15 protein-coding genes are annotated in these 19,084 nt (G+C 71.4%); 10 read left to right on the top strand and 5 right to left on the bottom strand.

The genetic code is table 11. From position 1 onward, the window contains the following. Positions 1–8 precede the first annotated feature (8 nt). Complete coding sequence (locus N1031_RS14775; RefSeq protein WP_259480468.1) at positions 9–794, bottom strand: glycosyltransferase; 786 nt, start codon at positions 792–794, stop codon at positions 9–11. Continuing rightward, positions 791–2,125: a hypothetical protein gene (locus N1031_RS14770; RefSeq protein WP_259480467.1), complete on the bottom strand. Its 1,335-nt coding sequence runs from the start codon at positions 2,123–2,125 to the stop codon at positions 791–793. Before N1031_RS14770 ends, N1031_RS14775 begins: the two co-directional genes overlap by 4 nt. Before the next feature lie 91 nt (positions 2,126–2,216). Here N1031_RS14770 and N1031_RS14765 point away from each other — a divergent pair, with 91 nt between their 5' ends. Genes N1031_RS14765 through N1031_RS14745 form a run of 5 tightly spaced genes read left to right on the top strand, consistent with a single transcriptional unit; the run spans position 2,217 to position 7,315 of the window. Continuing rightward, positions 2,217–3,137 carry a glycosyltransferase gene (locus N1031_RS14765; RefSeq protein WP_259480466.1) on the top strand — a complete coding sequence of 307 codons (921 nt, stop codon included), beginning with the start codon at positions 2,217–2,219 and terminating at the stop codon, positions 3,135–3,137. A gap of 44 nt (positions 3,138–3,181) precedes the next feature. Beyond that, entirely contained in the window at positions 3,182–3,925 is a 744-nt protein-coding gene (locus tag N1031_RS14760) for a glycosyltransferase family 2 protein (RefSeq protein ID WP_259480465.1), read from the top strand. Next, positions 3,922–4,317, top strand: coding sequence for a DUF2304 domain-containing protein (locus N1031_RS14755; protein WP_259480464.1), 396 nt, complete (start codon positions 3,922–3,924; stop codon positions 4,315–4,317). Before N1031_RS14760 ends, N1031_RS14755 begins: the two co-directional genes overlap by 4 nt. Further along, on the top strand, positions 4,314–5,894 hold the full coding sequence (locus tag N1031_RS14750; protein ID WP_259480463.1) for a DUF2142 domain-containing protein: 1,581 nt from the start codon (positions 4,314–4,316) through the stop codon (positions 5,892–5,894). The genes N1031_RS14755 and N1031_RS14750 overlap by 4 nt, the downstream gene beginning before the upstream one ends. Then, positions 5,891–7,315 carry a glycosyltransferase family 39 protein gene (locus tag N1031_RS14745; protein WP_259480462.1) on the top strand — a complete coding sequence of 475 codons (1,425 nt, stop codon included), beginning with the start codon at positions 5,891–5,893 and terminating at the stop codon, positions 7,313–7,315. The genes N1031_RS14750 and N1031_RS14745 overlap by 4 nt, the downstream gene beginning before the upstream one ends. Here N1031_RS14745 and N1031_RS14740 read toward each other — a convergent pair. Next, a complete protein-coding gene (locus tag N1031_RS14740; protein WP_259480461.1) occupies positions 7,288–7,824 on the bottom strand; it encodes a GtrA family protein in 537 nt (178 codons plus the stop codon). The genes N1031_RS14745 and N1031_RS14740 overlap by 28 nt on opposite strands. Positions 7,825–7,949: 125 nt before the next feature. Here N1031_RS14740 and N1031_RS14735 point away from each other — a divergent pair, with 125 nt between their 5' ends. From N1031_RS14735 to N1031_RS14715, 5 genes are read left to right on the top strand one after another with little or no spacing between them, the layout of a single operon-like run. Then, complete coding sequence (locus tag N1031_RS14735) at positions 7,950–9,146, top strand: nucleotide sugar dehydrogenase (RefSeq protein ID WP_259480459.1); 1,197 nt, start codon at positions 7,950–7,952, stop codon at positions 9,144–9,146. Beyond that, on the top strand, positions 9,143–9,928 hold the full coding sequence (locus tag N1031_RS14730) for a glycosyltransferase family 2 protein (protein WP_259480458.1): 786 nt from the start codon (positions 9,143–9,145) through the stop codon (positions 9,926–9,928). Before N1031_RS14735 ends, N1031_RS14730 begins: the two co-directional genes overlap by 4 nt. Beyond that, a complete protein-coding gene (locus N1031_RS14725) occupies positions 9,925–10,950 on the top strand; it encodes an NAD-dependent epimerase/dehydratase family protein (RefSeq protein WP_259480457.1) in 1,026 nt (341 codons plus the stop codon). Before N1031_RS14730 ends, N1031_RS14725 begins: the two co-directional genes overlap by 4 nt. Before the next feature lie 7 nt (positions 10,951–10,957). Beyond that, positions 10,958–12,577 (top strand): hypothetical protein, encoded by a 1,620-nt coding sequence (locus tag N1031_RS14720; protein WP_259480456.1) that lies wholly within the window; start codon positions 10,958–10,960, stop codon positions 12,575–12,577. Between the two features lie 11 nt (positions 12,578–12,588). Then, entirely contained in the window at positions 12,589–14,337 is a 1,749-nt protein-coding gene (locus N1031_RS14715) for a hypothetical protein (protein WP_259480455.1), read from the top strand. On the opposite strand, the gene N1031_RS14710 is transcribed toward N1031_RS14715, so the two are convergent. Both N1031_RS14710 and N1031_RS14705 read right to left on the bottom strand, forming a co-directional pair. Beyond that, the gene (locus N1031_RS14710; protein ID WP_259480454.1) at positions 14,249–16,348 is read right to left on the bottom strand and encodes an acyltransferase family protein; all 2,100 of its coding nucleotides are present in this window, start codon (positions 16,346–16,348) and stop codon (positions 14,249–14,251) included. The two genes, N1031_RS14715 and N1031_RS14710, sit on opposite strands and share 89 nt — an antisense overlap. A 40-nt stretch (positions 16,349–16,388) precedes the next feature. Further along, on the bottom strand, positions 16,389–18,983 hold the full coding sequence (locus N1031_RS14705; protein WP_259480453.1) for a hypothetical protein: 2,595 nt from the start codon (positions 18,981–18,983) through the stop codon (positions 16,389–16,391). Positions 18,984–19,084 lie beyond the last annotated feature (101 nt).

The raw sequence follows: 19,084 nt of genomic DNA, 5'->3' as shown, positions 1-19,084 counted from the left end.
GCGCGACGTCAAGGGCGGGCGGAGCGGCGGGCGCGGAGGCTGCGGAGGGCGGCGCGACGACGGGTGGTGGCGAGGAGCACGAGGCGGGCGAGCATGAGGCGGGCGCGGAGGATGGTGGGGAGGCCGCGGAGGCCCAGCGGGGTCTGGTTGGAGTCGTGGAGACGGCGGGCGGTGACGTCGCGGTCGAGATGCCGGATGCTGCGGCGCACGTTGCCGGTGATGGCGATCCACACGTCGTGCGACTCGGTGAGGTAGCCGGGGAAGGGCAGGATGCCGTCGTCGATCGCCTCGCGCCGGAAGCCCATCGCGCAGCCGAAGTAGGGCCGGTAGCCGATCATGATCGCGACCAGGTTCGCGAGGTGGTGGCGCGAGGTGCGGGCGCGCAGCGGCGGGTACCAGAGCCGGGCGCCGTCGCGGCCGAGGATGGAGTGGTTGCCGGCCACGACGAGCGCGCGCGACAGGCCTGCGATCATGTCCTCGTGCCGGCCGGGCAGCCACACGTCGTCTTGATCGGAGAGGAACACGAAGCGGCCGCGGGAGCGCCGGATCGCCGCCTCGAACGCGCGCACGTAGCCGACGTTGGTGTCGGTCTTCGTGAGCAGGATGCGCGACTCCCCCAGCCGTTCCGCCGTGCGCACCACGACGGCCGCGGTGTCGTCGGTGGAGCAGTCGTCGACGACGACGAGCTCGTCGTGCGGACCGAGCTGCGCCACGATCGACTCGATCTGCTCCGCCACGTAGGCGGCGCCGTTGTAGGTGGCCATGCACACGCTGGCGCGGATGTCGTCGGTCACGATGCCTCCTCGGGATCGGGCGAAGGGGCGGGGCCGGGCCGCGCCCGCCGCAGCGCCACCGCGTGCACCACGAGGCCCGCGACAGGCCCGAGCAGCAGCGCCAGCACCGCCCGCAGCTCGAGCCCGAGCGGCAGCAGCAGCACCACCACGGCGAGCGCCGTCGCCGCCAGCCACCCGGCCGAGTACGCGCTGTGCCAGTCGAGCGCGAGACAGAGCGCCCCGGTGATGGTGAGCAGTGCGAGCATGCCGGCGGCGAGCACCAGCCCGGCCACCGTGAACGGCCCCACCACGTAGTCGGGCCCGTAGTACCAGGTGAGCAGGAACGGCCCGAGCAGCCCCCCGAGCACGGCACCGCCCACCGCCACGAGCGCGATCAGCCGCGCCACGGGCACGAGCGCCCGGAAGCCGAGCGACCGGTTGTTGAGGAAGTGCGCGATCGCGACGCCCTGGTAGGCGTTGAGCGGGATGAGCAGGGGCGCCCGCGTGAAGGTGATGGCCACCAGGATGGGCGCGGCGGCGTCGTAGACCGCCTCGCTCGAGGTGAGCCGCAGCAGCACCGGGAACCCGACGACGAGCACCGCGCTCGACCCCGAGGCGAGGCAGGCGTGCCCGAGGCGGCGCAGGAACGGGCCGAGCCCGACGTCGGCCCGTGCGGCCGCCGCGCGCCGGAGCGTCGGCGACACGAGCAGCCCGAGCAGCCAGGTGACGCTCGCCACGCTCGCCGCCACCGCGAGCCCGGCCACGCTGGCCGCGACCAGCGCCGCCACGACGACGAGCAGGATGCGCAGCAGCGAGTCGCCGATGACCAGCCGCGCGAAGGTGTTCCACTGCAGCCGCCCGCCGAGCACGCCCACGATCACCGCGTGCCCCGAGAACAGCGCCACGGCGGCGCTGAGGGGCAGCGCGAGCCCGGCGTGGGCGGGGCCGAGCACGAGCGGCCCCCACCACAGCCCGGTGGCCCACAGCAGCACGCCGAGCGCGACACCGACACCGAGGCCGACCCCGAGCATCCGCGGCTCACGCCGGGAGGCGGCGGGTTCGGCCCGGCGGTCGCTGTCGTGCACGGCGCGGGTGGACTCGGCCGAGAGTCCGCCCAGGATGCCGAACCACGCGAACAGGAACGACCAGAACGCCAGGAAGTCGGCGGTGTCGGGGCCGCTGAGGATGCGCGGGGCGATCAGCAGCACCGCGAAGCCGACACCGGCCGAGACGAGCGACGCGGCTCCGACGCCGATGAAGCTGCGGCGGCCGATGGTGGGCGTCTCCCCCGAGGGCGGCTGCCCCGACGGCGGCTGGCCCGACGGCGGCTGGCCCGACGGCGCCTCGCTCACGACTGGCTCGGGTCGCGGCGGGATCCGGTCATAGAGTGAAATCATAGTGCGGGCGGCTCCGGGTTCCCCGGGCGCGGAGGGAGTGGTGCGGGTGAGCGACGACGTCGCGGCGATCGTGACCGCCTACGGGCCAGGGGGCGGGCTGCTCGAGCTGGTCGAGTCGCTGCTGCCGCAGGTGGCGCGGGTGGTCGTGGTCGACGACGGCAGCGACCCGCGTTTCGACCCGGTGCTCGACGCGGCCAGGCGGTCGGGCGCCCTCGTGGTGCGCCACAGCTCGAACCAGGGCATCGCCGCCGCGCTCAACACGGGCGTGCGCGCCGCCGAGGCCGACGCCGTGACGGCGCCCACGTTCGTGCTCACCCTCGACCAGGACTCCGAGGTCTCCCCCGATTTCGTCTCCTGCCTGGTGGGCACGGCCCGCGAGGCCGCGGAGGCCGGGATCACGGTGGGCATGGTGGCGCCCGCGCACGTGGAGGGGCAGCCGTCGCCGGTCGCCGGGGCCGTGCGGGGCTTCCTGCTCGGCCGGGCCCCGATCCAGTCGGGCATGCTCATCCCACTCGACACCCTGCGCCGCGTGGGGGGCTTCGCCGAGCAGCTCTTCATCGACGGCGTCGACACCGACTTCGCCCTCCGGGTCGACCGCGCGGGACTGCGCATCGTGCTCTCCCCCGCGGTGCGGCTCGGTCACTCGCTGGGCCGGCGGCACACCCCCCGGCTGCTCGGGGTTCCGGTGCGCCTCGGCGGGGCGCCGCTCGAGCTCACCCACAGCGCCCCGTTCCGCTACTACTACATCGTGCGCAACCGGGTGCTGCTCAACCGGATGCACGGCCGGCGCCACCGCGCCTGGAGCGTGCGCGAGACGCTCGCCGACGCGCGGCACCTGCTCGTGGTGCAACTGCTCGTGCCGGGCAGGGTGCCCCGCGCCCGCGCCGCCCTGGCGGGGGTGCGCGACGGCTGGGCGGGTCGCTCGGGCCCCATGCCCGAGCGGCTCAGGGCGGCGCTCGACCGCTGACCGCCTCCCGGGGTCGGCGCACCCCCGCGGCTATGATGGGGCGCATGCCGTCCCCCCTCGATCGAACGCTCGTGGTGATGCCCGCGTTCAACGAGGAGGAGGCCGTCGGCGACGTGGTGCGCGAGGTCTTCGCCACCGCGCCCGGCGCCTCCGTTCTCGTCGTCGACGACGGCTCGGCCGACGCGACCGCCCGCGTCGCGGCCGACGCGGGCGCGACGGTGCTCCGCCTGCCGATCAACCTCGGCGTGGGCGGGGCGATGCGCGCCGGGTTCAAGTACGCCGTGGAGCGGGGCTTCGCCAACGTGGTGCAGGTCGACTCCGACGGGCAGCACGACCCCCGGGGCATCGCCGAGCTGGTGGCCCTGCTCGACCGCTTCGACCTGGTGCTCGGCGCCCGGTTCGCCGGTGTGGGCGACTACCGGGTGCGGGGCCCGCGCCGGTGGGCGATGCAGGTACTCTCGGGCATCCTCAGCCGGCTCACGAAGACGCGGCTCACCGACACCACCTCGGGCTTCCGGGCCTCGGGGCCCCGCGCCGTGGCCCTGTTCGCCCGGCACTACCCCTCGGAATACCTCGGCGACACCGTGGAGTCGCTCGTGATCGCCTCGCGCGCGGGGCTCTCGGTCACCCAGGTGGCCGTGGCCATGCGCCCTCGGGCCGGCGGGGTGCCCTCGCACAACCCCTACAAGGCGGCCGTCTATCTCGGCCGCGCGGCCATGGCGCTGTTCGTGGCGCTCATCCGCCCCCGTGTGCAGCTGCCGCCGACCGAGGCACCGATCGTCGCATGAGTCTCGGCACCTACCTGCTCGGCATCGTGGCCGCCCTCATCACCCTCGGCGTGGTGATCGAGTCGCTGCGCCGCCGCCACCTGCGCGAGCGCCACGCCATCTGGTGGCTGGCCGCGGGCATCGTGGCGCTGATCATCGGCGTGTTCCCCGACATCCTCGGCGCCCTCGCCGGGTTCCTCGGTGTGGCGGTGCCCACGAACCTCGTGTTCTTCCTCAGCATCGCGGTGCTCTTCCTGGTCTCCATCCAGCACTCGGGCGAGCTCACCGAGCTCGAGAGCGAGACCCGCACGCTGGCCGAGTCGGTGGCCCTGCAGGAGCTGCGCATCCGGGAGCTCGAGCGGGCGCTCGCCGAGCGCGACGAGCAGGCCCCGGATGCGCGGGGAGACTCGTGACGGTCGCCCCCGCCCCGCACACCACCCAGGGCCGCCGCTCGGTGCTGCGCGCCCTCCTTCTGCCGTGGCTGCTGCTCGCGGTGCTCGGCACCCTCTGGGCGCTCGCCACGCCGCTCAGCGGCTCGCCCGACGAGCCCGCCCACGTCATCAAGGCGGCGTCGGTGGTGCGCGGCCAGCTGCTGCCCTCGGAGATGCTCGCCACGGGCGGCGTGGTCGAGGTGCCCGCCGCCGTCGCGCACGAGAACGTGCTCGGCTGCTTCGCCTTCCACCCCGACGTCGACGCCTCCTGCGCGCCGGCGTTCGAGGGCGACCCGGCCGAGCTGGTCGAGACGACGACCTCGGCGAGCCTCTACAACCCGCTGTACTACTGGGTCGTGGGCTGGCCCTCCCTGCTGGCGCCCGACACCGCGGGCATATACGGGATGCGCATCGTGAGCGCCGTGCTCTGCGCCGGTTTCCTCGCCGCGGCGTTCTGGATGATCGCCGGCTGGGCCCGCAGCCGCGTGCCCGCCCTCGGCGCCCTCGTGGCCGTCACCCCGCTCGTGCTCTACCTCTCGGCCACGGTCAACCCCAACGCCGTCGAGTTCACCGCGGGACTCGCCCTGTTCACGGCGATGCTCGGCATCGTGCTGCACCCCTCGCCCGACCGGCTGGTGCCGAGGCTCGTGCTCATCGTGGTGGCGGCCACCCTGGTGTCGAACGCCCGCGGCATCTCGCCGCTCTGGGTCGCACTGCTGCTCGTGCTGCCGCTCGTGCTCCTCCGGGCGCGCGAGGTGCTCGCGCTGCTGCGCCGGCCCGTCGTGATCGCCGCGATCGCCCTCGTGGTGGCCGGGGCCGCGGTGAGCGCCTGGTGGACGCTGTCGAGCAACTCGCTCGGCACCGCGCCGAGCAGCGGCCCCGACGTGGCACCGCCCAACGAGGGTGTGGGGCTCAGCCCGCTGCAGGGGTTCGTGGGCCAGTTCGGCGACCTCTACAACCAGCTGCGGCAGATGATCGGAGTGCTGGGCTGGCTCGACACCACGCTGCATCCAGTGGTCTACCTCGTCTACTACGCCCTGTTCGCGGTGGTGGCGGTGGCCGTGGTGCTGTTCGTGCGGGGTCGCGCACTGGTGTTCACGGCGCTGCTGGCCGCCGCGTTCCTGCTCCTGCCCCCGCTCATCCAGTCGTTCTACATCACGCGGGGCGGCTACATCTGGCAGGGGCGGTACACCCTCGTGCTGCTCGTGAGCCTCCTGGTCGGGGCCGCCGCCGTGGTCGCCGCCTCGCCCCGCTTCGCCGCCTGGCTGGAGCGCCCGCGCGCGCCGCGCATCCTCGCCGTCGTCTCGTGGGCGATGGCCGCCGGGTGGGTGTTCGCCACCGTCTTCGCCTTCGCGACGGGCCTGCGCCGGGTGACCGCGGGCTACACCGCGGGCTGGGGTGAGATGCTCGACGCCGCGGCCTGGCAGCCGCCGCTCGGCGCCGTGACGCTGCTCGTGCTCTACGCCCTCGCCGCCGCCGGGTTCGCGGTGGCCGTGCTGCTCGGCGTGTCACCCACCCGCGCCCACGCGATCACCCCCGCCCGGAGCGTGCGCGGGTGACACCGGGCGGCCTCGCGCCGACTCGGGGCGGCCGCGCGCTCGAGTGGTGGGCGTTCGCGATCGTGATGGCCTGGGGCGCCTACCAGTGCTTCTGGAACCTCGCCGGGGCGAACATGGGCGCCGACGAACCGGTGTACGTGCAGGCCGGGTGGGACTACCTGCACGGCGACGTGTCGTCGAACCAGGAACACCCGCCGGTGGCGAAGTACCTCATGGGCCTCACGCAGACCCTGTTCGGCCACGGCCTGCTCTCGGGGCGCGTCACCGCGGCGGTCGCCGCCTTCGCCGTCGGACTCGTGCTCTACTTCTGGCTGCGGCGGGAGCTCGGCTGGGTCGGCGCGCTCGCGGCCGCGGGCTTCTGGCTGGTGCTGCCCCACGGCATGCCCGGGAGCGTGCGGCTCGACCGCATGGCGCTCCTGGAGCCCATCGCGATCTTCTTTGCCGTCGCCGCGTTCGCGGCGGCGTGGCAGTGGATGCGCGGGCGGGCCTGGTGGTGGCTGGCCCTCTCGGCCGCCGCGATGGCCCTGTCGGTGACCTCGAAGGTCTCCAGCGCGGTGCTCGTGCCCGCACTGCTGCTCGTGGTGGTGCTGCGCCGCCGGCTCGTGCCCGTGCTGCTCGGGATCGGCCTGATGGCGGTGGTCGGCCTCGCCGTGGCGGTGGCCGTCTACTGGCCGGTGGGGCTCGGCGACTCGATCGCCTACATGGTGCGCTACCAGTCCGAGCACGACCTGCAAGGGCACCTCACCACCGTGGCCGGGGTCGCCTACCAGTTCCCGCCGTGGTGGTCGAACCTGTGGTTCTGGTTCGACGGGATGGGCGTGCTGCCGGTTCTGGTGCTGCTGGCAGGCTCGATCGCCTCGCTGTGGTCGAGGAGGTGGGCGCTGCTCGGGGTCATGGCCGCGGCCGTCGGGGGCCTGTGGCTCTTCCACCTGGTGATCGCCGACGTGTCGCTCAGCCACTACTACTACGCGTGGGTCTGGCCTTTCTGCGTGACCGCGGGAGCTGGTATCGGTGCACTGTTCGCGGTAGGCCGCCGCCGGACGACCCGCGCCGTCGCGCACGGCACCGCCGCGGTCATCCTCACGGCGGCGCTGGTGTGCGGGGTGTACACGTCGGCCGTGGTGGCGCAGGAGCGGGCCTCGGGCATGGCGCTCGTGCTGGGCGTCCTGAACGACCGCGGCCTCGGTGCGGGGTCGGTCTACGTGGGCGGCATGGCCGAGTGGGAGTACACCTACCTGCTGGGCGGCCGGCAGAGCACCGACCCCGACGATCCCGCGGTCGTGGCGTTCGCCCTCAAGGACCAGGTGCGGTTCCCGCTCGACCCCGCTCTCGTCGCCAGGCTCGACGAGCATCCGGAGACCTTCGAGCGCCTCGAGATCGACGACGTGACCCTCTACCTCGTGCGGGCCGACGAGGACTGAGACGGCGCATCCGTCTCGGCCGCCTCACCGGCGGCGGCTCGGAGGCGGGCGGTGTGGCCGTCGGAGCGGGTGGGCGCGAACACCCAGAACCGGTAGAGCAGAAAGCGGAACGCCGTCGCGAGCACGAGCCCGACGACGTTGCCGGAGATGTTGTCGGCGAGCAGCGACGTGAACCCGAACACGTAGTGCGAGAGGTACAGGCAGGCGAGCGAGATTCCGAGGCCGATCACGGCGATGAGCGTGAACTCGGCCAGCTCGAGCAGGAAGTTCTTGCGGCGATGCTCACGGAAGGTCCAGTAGCGGTTGCCGAACCAGGTGGCGAGGGTGGCCACGGCGACCGAGATGAATTTTCCGCCGAGCGGGGTCTCGTACCAGCCGTCGCCCAGAGCGCCCGACCAGAGCAGGTTGGAGATGCCGAGATCGATGAAATACCCCGCCAGCCCGACCACCCCGAACTTCAGGGCGTAGCGGACCAATCGCTCCCAGAGGTAGTCCCAGATCTTCTTCACTCTCCACCGATCTCGAGCCCGTTCCAAGCCCGCGCGCCGGGCCATGGAAAATGATAGCTGGTCATGTATCCTTTCCCTGCCCAGCACCACTACACCTGATGAAGTCGAGGCGAAGAGTGCCACAGATGTTCGAGAACGACGTCGTCGTCATCGGGGGCGGAGGACACGTCGGTCTCCCGCTCGCCATCGCTCTGGCCGATCGCGGATCGAGCGTCGTGGTCTACGACGTGAGCAGCCGCGCGGTCGAGGGCATCACCGCGGGCCGCATGCCGTTCAGCGAGCCCGGTGCCGAGCCGGTGCTGCAGAAGGTGCTCGCCGAGGGCCGCTTCAGCGCCTCCACCGACCCCGCAGTCGTGGCCACGGCCGAGCACGTGATCGTGGTGATCGGCACCCCGGTCGACGAGCACCTCAACCCCGACCCGAACGCCATCCCGGCCGCCCTCGAGACGTGCCTGCCGTACTTCTCCGACGAGCAGCTGCTCATCCTGCGCAGCACCGTCTACCCCGGGGTGACCGCCCTCGTCGAGCGCCGGCTGCGCGAGGCGGGGCTCGCCACCGAGGTGGCCTTCTGCCCCGAGCGCATCGCCGAGCACAAGGCGATGGAGGAGCTCTTCACGCTCCCCCAGATCGTGTCGAGCCACAGCGAGTCGGGGCGCGCCCGCGCCTCGAAGCTGTTCCGCACGCTCACCGACCAGATCGTCGACCTCGAGCCCGAGGAGGCCGAGCTCGCGAAGCTGTTCACGAACACCTGGCGGTACATCAAGTTCGCGGCCGCCAACCAGTTCTACATGATGGCCAACTCCCGCGGCCTCGACTTCGAGAGGATCCGCGCGGGTCTCACCCACGACTACCCCCGCGCCAAAGACCTCCCCGGCCCCGGCTTCGCCGCGGGCCCGTGCCTGTTCAAAGACGCCATGCAGCTCGCGGCGTTCAGCGACAACCAGTTCTCGCTCGGCCACTCGGCCATGCTCGTGAATGAGGGCCTTCCGCTCTACGTCGTCACCCAGCTCGAAAAGCGGTTCGATCTCGCGAATCTCACGGTGGGGATCCTCGGCATGTCGTTCAAGGCCGGGTCGGACGACATCCGCTCGAGCCTCAGCTACAAGCTCCGCCGGGTGCTGAAGTTCCGGGCGAAGGCGGTGCTCGGCACCGACCCCTACGTCTCGGAAGAGACCGACGACACCCTGCTGCCCCTGGACGCGGTGCTCGAGAAGGCCGACATCCTCATCATCGCCACCCCGCATCCCGAATACCGCGACCTCGTCACCGACAAGCCGGTCGCCGACGTCTGGAACCTTCTCGGCCAGGGGGTCGTGATTTGAGCGAGGGCCTGCGCGCCTCGATCGTCATCCCCGCCTACAACGAGGGCGAGGACATCGTGGCGGGCCTGGACCGCATCTTCGAGGCGGTGCACCTCGACTCGGAGGTGCTCGTGGTGGTGGACGCTCCGAGCGACACCACCGTTCCCGTGGTGGAGCGCTACGCGGCAGAGAAACAGCCCGCACTGAGGCTCCTCGTGAACGACTACGGCCGCGGTCCGGCCTACGCCATCCGCTACGGCATCGATCACGCCGCCAGCGACACCGTGGTGGTGACCATGGCCGACGGATGCGACGACCCCCGCCAGATCGACGACCTGGTGCGTCTGGTGGAGCGCGGTGTCGTGGTGGCCGCGGCGTCGCGCTACATGCCGGGTGGCCAGCAGGTGGGCGGCCCGCGGCTGAAGAGCTTCCTGTCGCGGATGGCGGGCATCACCCTGCAGCTGTTCACGAACGCGGGCACCCGCGACGCCACGAACTCGTTCAAGGCCTACAACGCCGAGTTCGTGCGCGAGGTGGGCATCGACTCGGTCGACGGCTTCGAGATCGGACTCGAGCTCACGGCGAAGGCGCGGCGACTGCGGCGCCCGGTGGCCGAGATTCCGACCATCTGGCTCGACCGCACCTTCGGCGCCTCGAACTTCAAGCTCGCGAAGTGGATCCCCAAGTACCTCCGGTGGTACCGCTTCGCCTTCGGCCGCCAGCTCAGCGTCGACGAGCTCCGTGCGCTGACGGCACCGACCACGAACCCCCACACCCCTCACGAGAAAGAACACAGCGAATGAAGAAGGTCCTCGTCACCGGCTCCGCCGGATTCATCGGCGGTTACATCGTCGAAGAGCTCCTCGCGAAGGGGTACCAGGTCGTCGGAGTCGACAACTACTCCAAGTACGGCCCGGTCAAGAAGAGCTACGACGACAACCCGCACTACGAGCTCGTCGTGGGCGATGTGCAGGACGTCGAGCTCATGACCCGCCTGCTCGAGGACTGCGACCACTTCATCGCGGGCGCGGCCCTCATCGGCGGCATCAGCTACTTCCACACCTACGCCTATGACCTGCTCGCGCAGAACGAGCGCATCATCGCCTCGAGCGTGGATGCGGCCATCGCCGCCCACAAGAAGGGGCGCCTCGAGAAGGTGACCTACATGTCGAGCTCGATGGTGTTCGAGTCGACCGACCGCTGGCCATCGAAGGAGGGCGACGAGCGCGAGGTGCCGCCGCCGCTGTCGTCGTACGGTTTCCAGAAGCTGGCCGTGGAGTACTTCGCGCGTGCCGCGTGGGACCAGTACAAGCTGCCCTACACGATCCTGCGCCCCTTCAACTGCGTGGGCATCGGCGAGAGCCGGGCGCTCGGCGACGTGGAGATCGACTCGGGCAACGTCAAGCTCGCCATGAGCCACGTCGTGCCCGACCTGGTGCAGAAGGTGCTGAAGGGGCAGGACCCCCTGCACGTGCTCGGTTCGGGCGAGCAGGTGCGCCACTACACCTACGGCGGCGACCTCGCCCGGGGCATCGTGCTCTCGCTCGACCACCCGGCCGCGCTCAACAACGACTTCAACATCTCGACCGCCGCGGGTCACACGGTGACCGAGCTGGCCGAGGTCATCTGGAAGAAGATCAAGGGCCCGGATGTGCCCCTCCGCATCACGAAGGACCCGGGCTTCGAATACGACGTCGCCAAGCGCGTGCCCGACGTCTCGAAGGCGAAGGAGCTGCTCGGCTTCGAGGCCACCACGTCACTGGAGACCATGCTCGACGAGGTCATCCCGTGGATCGAGAACGCCGTTGCCGACGGCACGATTTGACTCTGCGGTGCTCACCGGGCTCCGCCGCGTGGCCGACAGGATCGGCCCGCGGTGGGGCTCGGCACTGGCGCTCGGCGCCGTGCTGGCGATCTCGGCCGCCGTGCTGTTCGCGAACGTGCGCACGCAGTGGTTCATCTACGACGAGTTCGACTACCTGACGCCTCCGGAGGGGAGCGGGTGGCTGGGGTGGCTCGTGACCCCCCACAACGAGCACACGATCGTCTTCACCAAGCTGTGGTTCTCGATCCTCTACCAGGCCATCGGCCTGCACGGTTATGCGCTGTACGCCGTGCCGATGCTCGTGTCGCACCTGGCCGCCGGCGTCGCCGTCTACCTGCTGCTGCGCGCCGTCGTGCGCTCGCGGGCCATCGCGATCGCCGCGGTGGCGCCCCTCATGCTCATGGCGGCCGGGGCGGGCACCCTCACCTGGGCCGGGCAGTTCCAGTACACCGCGGCCACCGCGGCGGGGCTGTGGCTGCTCTGGTTCGTGCTCGTGCGCGCCTCCGATCGCCCGAGCACGTGGGTGTGGGCGGTGGCGCTCACGGTCTTCGGCACCTTCAGCGGGTCGGCCTTCATGCCGATCGGCATCGCCGCCGGGTTCGCGCTCCTCAGCCTCCGACGCTACCTGCTCGGGGTCGTCGTCATCGCCATCCCGTCGATCTGGTTCGTCGTGGTGCGGCGGCTGTGGGACATCCCGAGCTACAACAGCGCCCACGACCTGGGGCAGGTGCTGCGCGACGGCCCCGAGTTCGTTTTCGCCCTCCTGCAGAAGGCCGTCGACGACTCCATCCCGGTGAGCGGCTCGTTCACGCCGGCCGTGCTGGTGCTGGCCACCGTGGGGGTGCTGGCGTTCTTCTCGGTGCCCTCCAGCACCCCGGAGCGGCCCAGGGCCCGCCGGGTGCAGCTGTTCCTGCTCACGGCGCTCACCCTGAGCCTCGCCATCACCCTGATCGGCCGGCTCAGCCGCGAGCTCGCCGACTCGGCGAGCGGCGGCTACTCCTACTTCATCCTCATCGTGGCGATACCGGTGTTCATCGCCACGATCGCGCGGTTCTGCTCGGACACCCGCCTCAGCACCTCGATCATCGTGCTCCTGCTGCTCGGCTGGGCGGCGGCCGGCGCGGCCGCCCTCACCACGACGTCGGCGGGTCTGGCCTCCTGGAAGAGCGGAAACGCCACCCTCCTCAGCGGCGCGGCCTACCTCGCCGACGAGGGCTTCGAGGTGATCGGCGATCGTCCTCCCTCGCCCGCGCTCGGCCCGACCGTCAGCTGGAGCGACCTCACCGCGATGGCCGAACGGGGTGCGATCACGGCGAGCCCGCCGAGCACTCAGACCGCCGATCAGCTCTCTCTCGACCTCCAGTGGTCCGCCGCCAAGGGGGCTCCCTCCACCGAGGGCCTGGACTGTGCGACGATCGCCGCCCACGACTCACTCGCCCTGCCGGGCGACGGCTTCTCCCTCGTGACTACGAGCGCTGGGTCGGACTCTCAGCTCACCCTGAGCTACACCAGCAGCGGGGCCGTCCGGGCCCTGAACCTCCCGGCCACCGGTCTCACGGTGGACTCGGTCTCCGGCCGCGACGCCCTGCTCACCGCGGGCGACCTGCCGCTGACGGTGTGCCGCTGACGATGGGAGCGGTGGAGCTGCTGTCCGTCCTCGTCGCGCTCGCGGCGATCTGCGTGCCGCTCGGGCTCGTGGCCGTCGCCTCGACCTCCCTCTCCCGTGTGCTGTGGCGCGCCGTTCCCGAGGCGGCGCCCCTGTTCGGTGTGCTCGGGCTGGCCGCCGCCTCGTGGCTGGTGTTCCTCGGCACCTGGGCCGCTCCGGCGGCCGGCGTGATCGTGGCCGCCGTGCTCCTCGCCGGCTCCCTCGTGGTGTGCCTGCGCTCGCACCTCCTCGAGCTGCTGCGGGGCGCGTTGCCCCTGGCTGGCCTGCTCGCGTCCGCCGTGCTGCTCTCTCTCGGGTTCGCCTATCTGTGGGGTGGCAGCGGCCCCTACGACGTGATCGCGGAGCGCTTCTTCGCCTTCCGTCTGCCGATCGACAACACCATCCCCTCCCTGTTCGCCGACCGGCTGAGCTCCGGCGAGTCGACCCACGCCCTGCTCGGCGACTGGAACGGCGGCGACCGCCCTCCGCTCCAGTCCGGGCTCGAACTCCTGTTGCGTCCGCTCACCCTGCTGGGCGGGATGCTCGTGGGCGCGCCCGCCGGCGCGGCGGCTCCCGAGGTGGTGTCGTTCGCGGCCGACCTCGCCGCCCAGCTGCTCTGGGTGCCCGCCGCGTTCGCCCTGCTGCGGCTGCTCCGGGTGCCGCGCGGATTCGCCCTGGGCGCCGTGGCGTTCGCGCTCCTGCTCCCCTCGGTGGCGGTGAACACGGTCTTCACGTGGCCGAAACTCCTCTCCGCCGCGCTCGTGCTGGTGTCGCTGGGCCTGGTGGTCGCCGCACGGCACGATCCGCGCCGGTTCGTCGTGCTCTTCGCGCTCGCCGTCGCCTCGGCGGTGCTGGCACTCCTGGCCCACGGTGCCGCCGCGTTCGCGGCCCCCGTGCTCCTCGTGGTGGGGGTCTCGGCGCTGCGCGGCCGCGGGATGCGCACGGCCGTCGCCTCGATGGCCTGGGGCGCGGGGGCCGGGTTGGTGCTCTACCTCCCGTGGGCGGTGTTCCAGCGCGTCGTCGACCCTCCGGGCGACCGCCTGCTGAAGTGGCACCTCGCGGGGGTGCAGGAGGTCGACGCCCGGCCGTTCGTCGAGGCCCTGGCCGACCGGTACGCCGCTCTGACCCCGTCCGAAGCCATCGCCACCCGGTTGCAGAACCTCAGCACGGTGTTCGGCTCCGACCAGTTCGAGCGTCTCGCCGACGGCCGCTTCGACCTGCTCACCTTCCTCCGGGTGGAGGACTACACCAGCACGATGGTGGCGCTCGGCCTCGTCGGCGCGCCGCTCGCCCTCGTGATGGCCGCGGTTCTCGCCACCCGGTGGCGGTCGCTCGACGAGCCCGGCCGCCTCACGGCGCAGATCGTGTTCGGGTGCTTCGCGAGCATCCTGCTCTGGGCCCTGGTGCTCTTTACGCCCTACTCGGCGATCGTGGCGCACGGTTCCCACGTCTGGATCCTCCTGCTCGCCGTCCTGCCGTTCGGCTGGCTGCTGCAACGGAGGCCCCGCCTCGGCTGTGCGCTCCTCGGCGTTCAGGCGGCCGTGTTCCTCGCGGTCTACTGGGTGCCGCTGCTCGCGCCCCCTGGGCCCCTGTCGCGGGTCGCCCTCGTGGTCGCACTCGCGGGGGCCGCCGGGGTGCTGGCGGTCGCTGTGGTCATGATCCGGAGGGAGTCGCGGCCGGGAGTCCCAGCAGGGGTCTCAGAGCCTCTTCGAGCGGCTTCTGGAGCGTCTTCGCGAACGTGACCGTGAAGTGCTCCTTGTCGCCGTAGACGACCACGTGACCGATGACCGGCAGGCACACCCCGTCGGGACAGTAGAGGTCGCTGAGGTCGATCGCCTCGGCACCCTCGGTGCGCTGCACGGCCTCCATGAGCGGGTCGGGGCCGCCGAGGGCCTCTGAGCGCGGCGTCGCGCAGTTCTCCACGGCCGAGACGGGATCGGGATGCTCGGTGACGCAGGTGACGACGTCGTCACGCATCGTGGGATTGTCGCGGAGCGCGATGATGCGCGTGCCACGGGCCACCTGCGGGGCCCAGGCGTCGACGAGGCCCTCGACCGTCGCCTCCTCGACAGCGGCGGCGCCGGCACCCTCCGCCACGATCGGCGGCGCGCCCCGGCGGGCGTTCGTGACCACGATGGCGTCGTAGGGCGGCTGGGCCGCGAGGTGCGCTTCGAGCTGCGACTTCCACGACTCGCAGGCGTCGACCATGTCCTGGGCGGGCTTCTGCTGCACCGCGGTCGTCCAGTAGCAGCCGTTGTGGCCGGAGAGGTCGATGCGCCAGCCGTTGTCCTCGGCGATGGCCCGGTAGGTGGTGAGGAGCCGGTTGCTGTGCGAGTCGCCGATCACCGCGATCCGCACCGCCGAGTCGGCGGGGCCGAGGGTGCAGATGTTGAAGGCGGGATCGCTCACGCCCGACCAGCAGTCGGGAGAGTTCACGTCGTCGGCCGCGGCCTGCGCGGGCGGAGGCACGAGCAGGCCGTCGGGGATGGCGCCGTCGCAGCCGTCACCGGTGTCGAGCGCGCCGAGGCACGACTCGTAGCGCGCGGTCGCCGACGCCACCGCATCCTGGGCCCGGGCATCCTGGGTCAGCGCGTAGACGCTGCCGGTGACCGACCCGGCGAGCACGGCCGCCATGGCCGCTGCGCCCCATCCGAGCACCGCCCGGGGCGGGCGGGCGCCGAGGAGCCGCGGCGAGAAACGCACGGGGTTCTCGACGAACCGCGTGGACGCCCAGCCCAGCACGAGCGACGCGGCCACGATCGCGAGCTTCTCGGCGGTGCCGAGCTCGCTGCCCGTGACGAACGGGAGCAGCACGATGAGAGGCCAGTGCCAGAGGTAGACGGAGTAGGAGACGTCACCGACGAAGCGCACCGGCCGGAGGCCCGTCACGGCGCGGAGGCCCGTCGCCGCCGCCTGCCCGCCCCAGATGACGAGCGCCGTCGCCAGTACGGGCAGGGCCGCAGCGGTACCCGGGTACGGTGTCGACGACGACAGCAGCAGCACCGCCGCCACGAGCCCGACGGCGCCGACGAGGAAGGCCGTCGTGGCCGGCACCGTGCGCCGGAGCGCCGGAGCGAAGACCAGGAGCGCGCCCACGCCGAACTCCCACACCCGGGTGACGGTGGCGAAGTAGGCGGTCGGCGCGCTCACGGCCGTGAGCCACACCGAGCACGCGAACCCGGCCGCCGTGACGACGACGAAGGTCGCCAGCACGAGCCGGCGCCGGTTGCTCTGCCACCCGAACCGCCGCACGGCCCACAGCAGGGCGACGAGCAGCACCGGCACCGCGATGTAGAACTGCTCCTCCACCGAGAGCGACCAGAAGTGCTGCACGGGTGAGGCCGTGTTGTGCGCGGCGAGGTAGTCGACCGAGTCGGCCGCCAGCCGCCAGTTCTCCACATAGAGGGTGGAGGCGGTGATCTCGCCGAAGAACTGCCGCCACAGGTTCTGCGGCACCCACACCACCACCGCGACCCCGACCACGGCGAGCACCACGAGCGCGGCGGGCAGGATGCGCCGGGCACGCCGCGCCCAGAAACGGGCCAGATCGATGCGCCCGCCCTCGGCCTCGCGCACCAGCGCGCCCGTGATGAGGAACCCGCTGATGACGAAGAACACGTCGACGCCCGCGAACCCGCCGGGAAGCCGGCCCGGCCACAGGTGATAGACGAGCACGGCCAGCACCGCGAACGCGCGCAGGGCCTGGATGTCGGTGCGGAAGCCCGCAGCGCGCTCGATCTGTGTGCTCACCACGCTGGAACGATAGCCGTACTCCCTGGTGCCCCGCCCGTCGTCAGGGCACGGCGACGGTGGAGCACCCGAGCGCCCTGCCGTCGAAGGTCGACGTGATGCACACCCGCCGGTTGCCCGTGGCCGCAGGGATCACCTGGTCGATCCCGTGATCGGTTCCGACGCCGGGGAAGTAGGCGTCGATCCAGCCCAGGGTCTTGTTCGCCGCGACGGCGGTGCCCTTGCCGTCGACGTCGACCCAGAGGTAGGTGGTCGCGGTCGAGGTGCGGTCGACCGACCAGCCCGTGATGCGCACGCCGCCCGGCACCCCGGTCACGGAGTCGATGCTCGCCGCCCCGCTCGAGGGCACGTCGACGTCGCGGCAGCCGAGGTTCTGGCCGTCGTAGCTCGCCGTGATGCACACCGTGTGCTTTCCGGCCGTCGCGGGGATCGTGATGTCGAAGCCGTGGTTCTTGCCCGCCTTCGGGAAGTAGGAGTCGAACCAGCCGAGGGTCGTGGAGGCCGGGTAGCTCTGGGCCTTGCCGTCGACCGACACCGACACGTTCTGGACGGCCGTCGACAGCCGGTCGGTCGCCCATCCGGTCACCCTGATCGACCTGTCGGCCACCGACACGGAGTCCCACGATGCCGCACCGCTGGAGGGCACGGTGACCTTTTTGCAACCGTACGACACGCCCTCCTTGGTTCCGCTGACGCACACCTCGTGAGTCCCGGCCGAGGCCGAGAAGAATCCGCTGAAGCCGTGCTTCGCGCCCTTCTTGAACATCGCGTCGATCCAGCCCAGGGAGGCGCCGGCGTACAGCGCGCCACCCTTGCCGTCGATGTTCACCCAGACGTAGGTCGACTCGGTGCTCGTGCGGTCCAGCGACCAGCCCGAGACCTGGATGCCGCCCAGCACCCCCGTCGCGGTGTCGAACGAGCCGACCTCGTTGTTCGGCACGGTGACCGTGCTGCAGCCGTAGGAGGTGTTCGCGACCGTGCCCGTGACGCACACCCGGTGGGAGCCCGGCGAGGCGGAGAAGGTGGTCGAGAAGCCGTGCTTCCTGCCCCCGGCGGGCCACGCGGCCGCCGCCGCGGCGGAGTCGCCGCCGGCGTAGACGGCCTTGCCCTTGCCGTCGACGTCGACCCACACGTAGCTCGGAGCCGTGGTGCGCTTGTCGAGGCTCCAGCCGCTCACCGTGATGGTGCCGAGAGTTCCCTCGACCTTCTCCACCGCTCCCGCCTCGTTCGAGGGCACGACCACGTTCGAGCAGCCGAGCAGCACCGAGGCGTAGCCGTAGACGCACACCGTGTGAGCCCCGGGCGTCGCCGTGATGACGCGGTCGAACCCGTGGGTGTTGCCGGTGCCGGGGTAGAGCACCGGGGTCCAGGCGAGCTTCTTGTCGACCACGTAGGCACCGCCGCGGCCGTCGACGTTCACCCAGATGTAGCCGGTGGCGGCGCTCTTGGTGTTGAGCGACCAGCCGGCGATGTGCACGCCGCCGACGACGCCTTCCGCGGTGTCGAGGTATCCCGCCGCGGTCGAGGTGGGCACCGTGACCGATTTGCACCCGAGATCGACGCCCGTCGACTTCACCACGCACACGGAGTGCTTTCCGGGCGAGGCACCGACGATCGCGCTGAAGCCGTGCAGTGCGCTCTTGCCGGGGTAGAGCACCGAGATCCAGTCCAGCCGCTGATCGGCCGCGACCGTGGTGGGGTTCGCGCCGTCGACCGTGACGGTGAGCGAGACCGTCTTGTCGGTGGACGCGTCGACGGCCCATCCGGTCACCTGCACGCCGCCCGCCACCGGGTTGACCGAGTCGAAGGCTCCGTGGGGGTTGTTCGCCGCACGGGGGTCGCCGAACCAGTCGGTGTACAGGCGCCAGAAGTTGCGGTTGCCGTACGACGAGCATCCGTCGGTCTGGCCGCCGTAGACGTTCGACATCGCCGTGGCGTTGGGCTGGTACGGCGTGTAGTAGTAGAGCCCGGCCGTCGCCTTGTTCTTGATGAGCACGGCCGAGGATCCGCAGGCCGCGTTGGGGTGGTAGCGCACGCTGGCGTACTTGCCCACCGGGAACCAGGTGAAGAACGCCGAGGTGCCCGCCGGGTTGGTGTAGCGCTTGTACTGCCAGGCCGCCTTGTAGACCTGGTTGTAAAAGCCGGAGTACTCGGCGTCGCACGGGGCGGTGTCGGGGCAGGCGAACCCGGTGGCGGCGCGGTACTGGCTCGCGCTCGGGTAGGTGTCGGTGATGAGCGACTGCTCCTTCTGCAGCAGCACGATGAGCACGGCCTGGCTGACACCGCAGGCCTGGCCGACCTTCGCGATGATGGTCGCGGCGGTCTCGTTGGCCGCACCCGTGTAGGCGTTGCACATCGCGTCGGCCGAGCGGCTCCAGGTGGTCTGCGTGTAGTCCTTGAGGCAGGTGTAGCCCGAGCGGCACGACGCGACACGGGCGTCGAGGAAGCTCTGCACCGCGGGGGCGGAGAGCGCGTTGCCGTTGAAGAAGTTCTCGTCGCTGATGATGTTGCCGGGGTCGAAGTCGCTCGCCACCGCGGCCTGTGCGCTCGTCGCCGGCACGGCGAACGCCGTCAGGCCGGCCAGCGCGATCACGGCCACGAGCGCCGACGCGATGAGCGACGTGCGCTTCTTTCTCATTAGTAACATCAGCCTCACCCGCACCATCCTAGAGATGAGTTGAGGAATGACCGAGAACTTTCTGAAGAAACGGAAGAAATCGGCGCGGGAGAGGCGCGATC

This window comes from Herbiconiux moechotypicola (assembly GCF_024979255.1).
Taxonomy (GTDB): Bacteria; Actinomycetota; Actinomycetes; order Actinomycetales; family Microbacteriaceae; genus Herbiconiux; species Herbiconiux moechotypicola.
Note: the sequence above shows the minus strand (reverse complement) of the source record. Positions and strands in the feature narration are given on the sequence as shown.

What these genes read in the sequence shown, in the direction of transcription:
- N1031_RS14760 (WP_259480465.1), top strand. Translation starts at nt 3,182, where the DNA reads ATGCCGTCCCCCCTCGATCGAACGCTCGTGGTGATGCCCGCGTTCAAC.
- N1031_RS14755 (WP_259480464.1), top strand. Translation starts at nt 3,922, where the DNA reads ATGAGTCTCGGCACCTACCTGCTCGGCATCGTGGCCGCCCTCATCACC.
- N1031_RS14735 (WP_259480459.1), top strand. Translation starts at nt 7,950, where the DNA reads ATGTTCGAGAACGACGTCGTCGTCATCGGGGGCGGAGGACACGTCGGT.
- N1031_RS14725 (WP_259480457.1), top strand. Translation starts at nt 9,925, where the DNA reads ATGAAGAAGGTCCTCGTCACCGGCTCCGCCGGATTCATCGGCGGTTAC.
- N1031_RS14705 (WP_259480453.1), bottom strand. Translation starts at nt 18,983, where the DNA reads ATGAGAAAGAAGCGCACGTCGCTCATCGCGTCGGCGCTCGTGGCCGTG.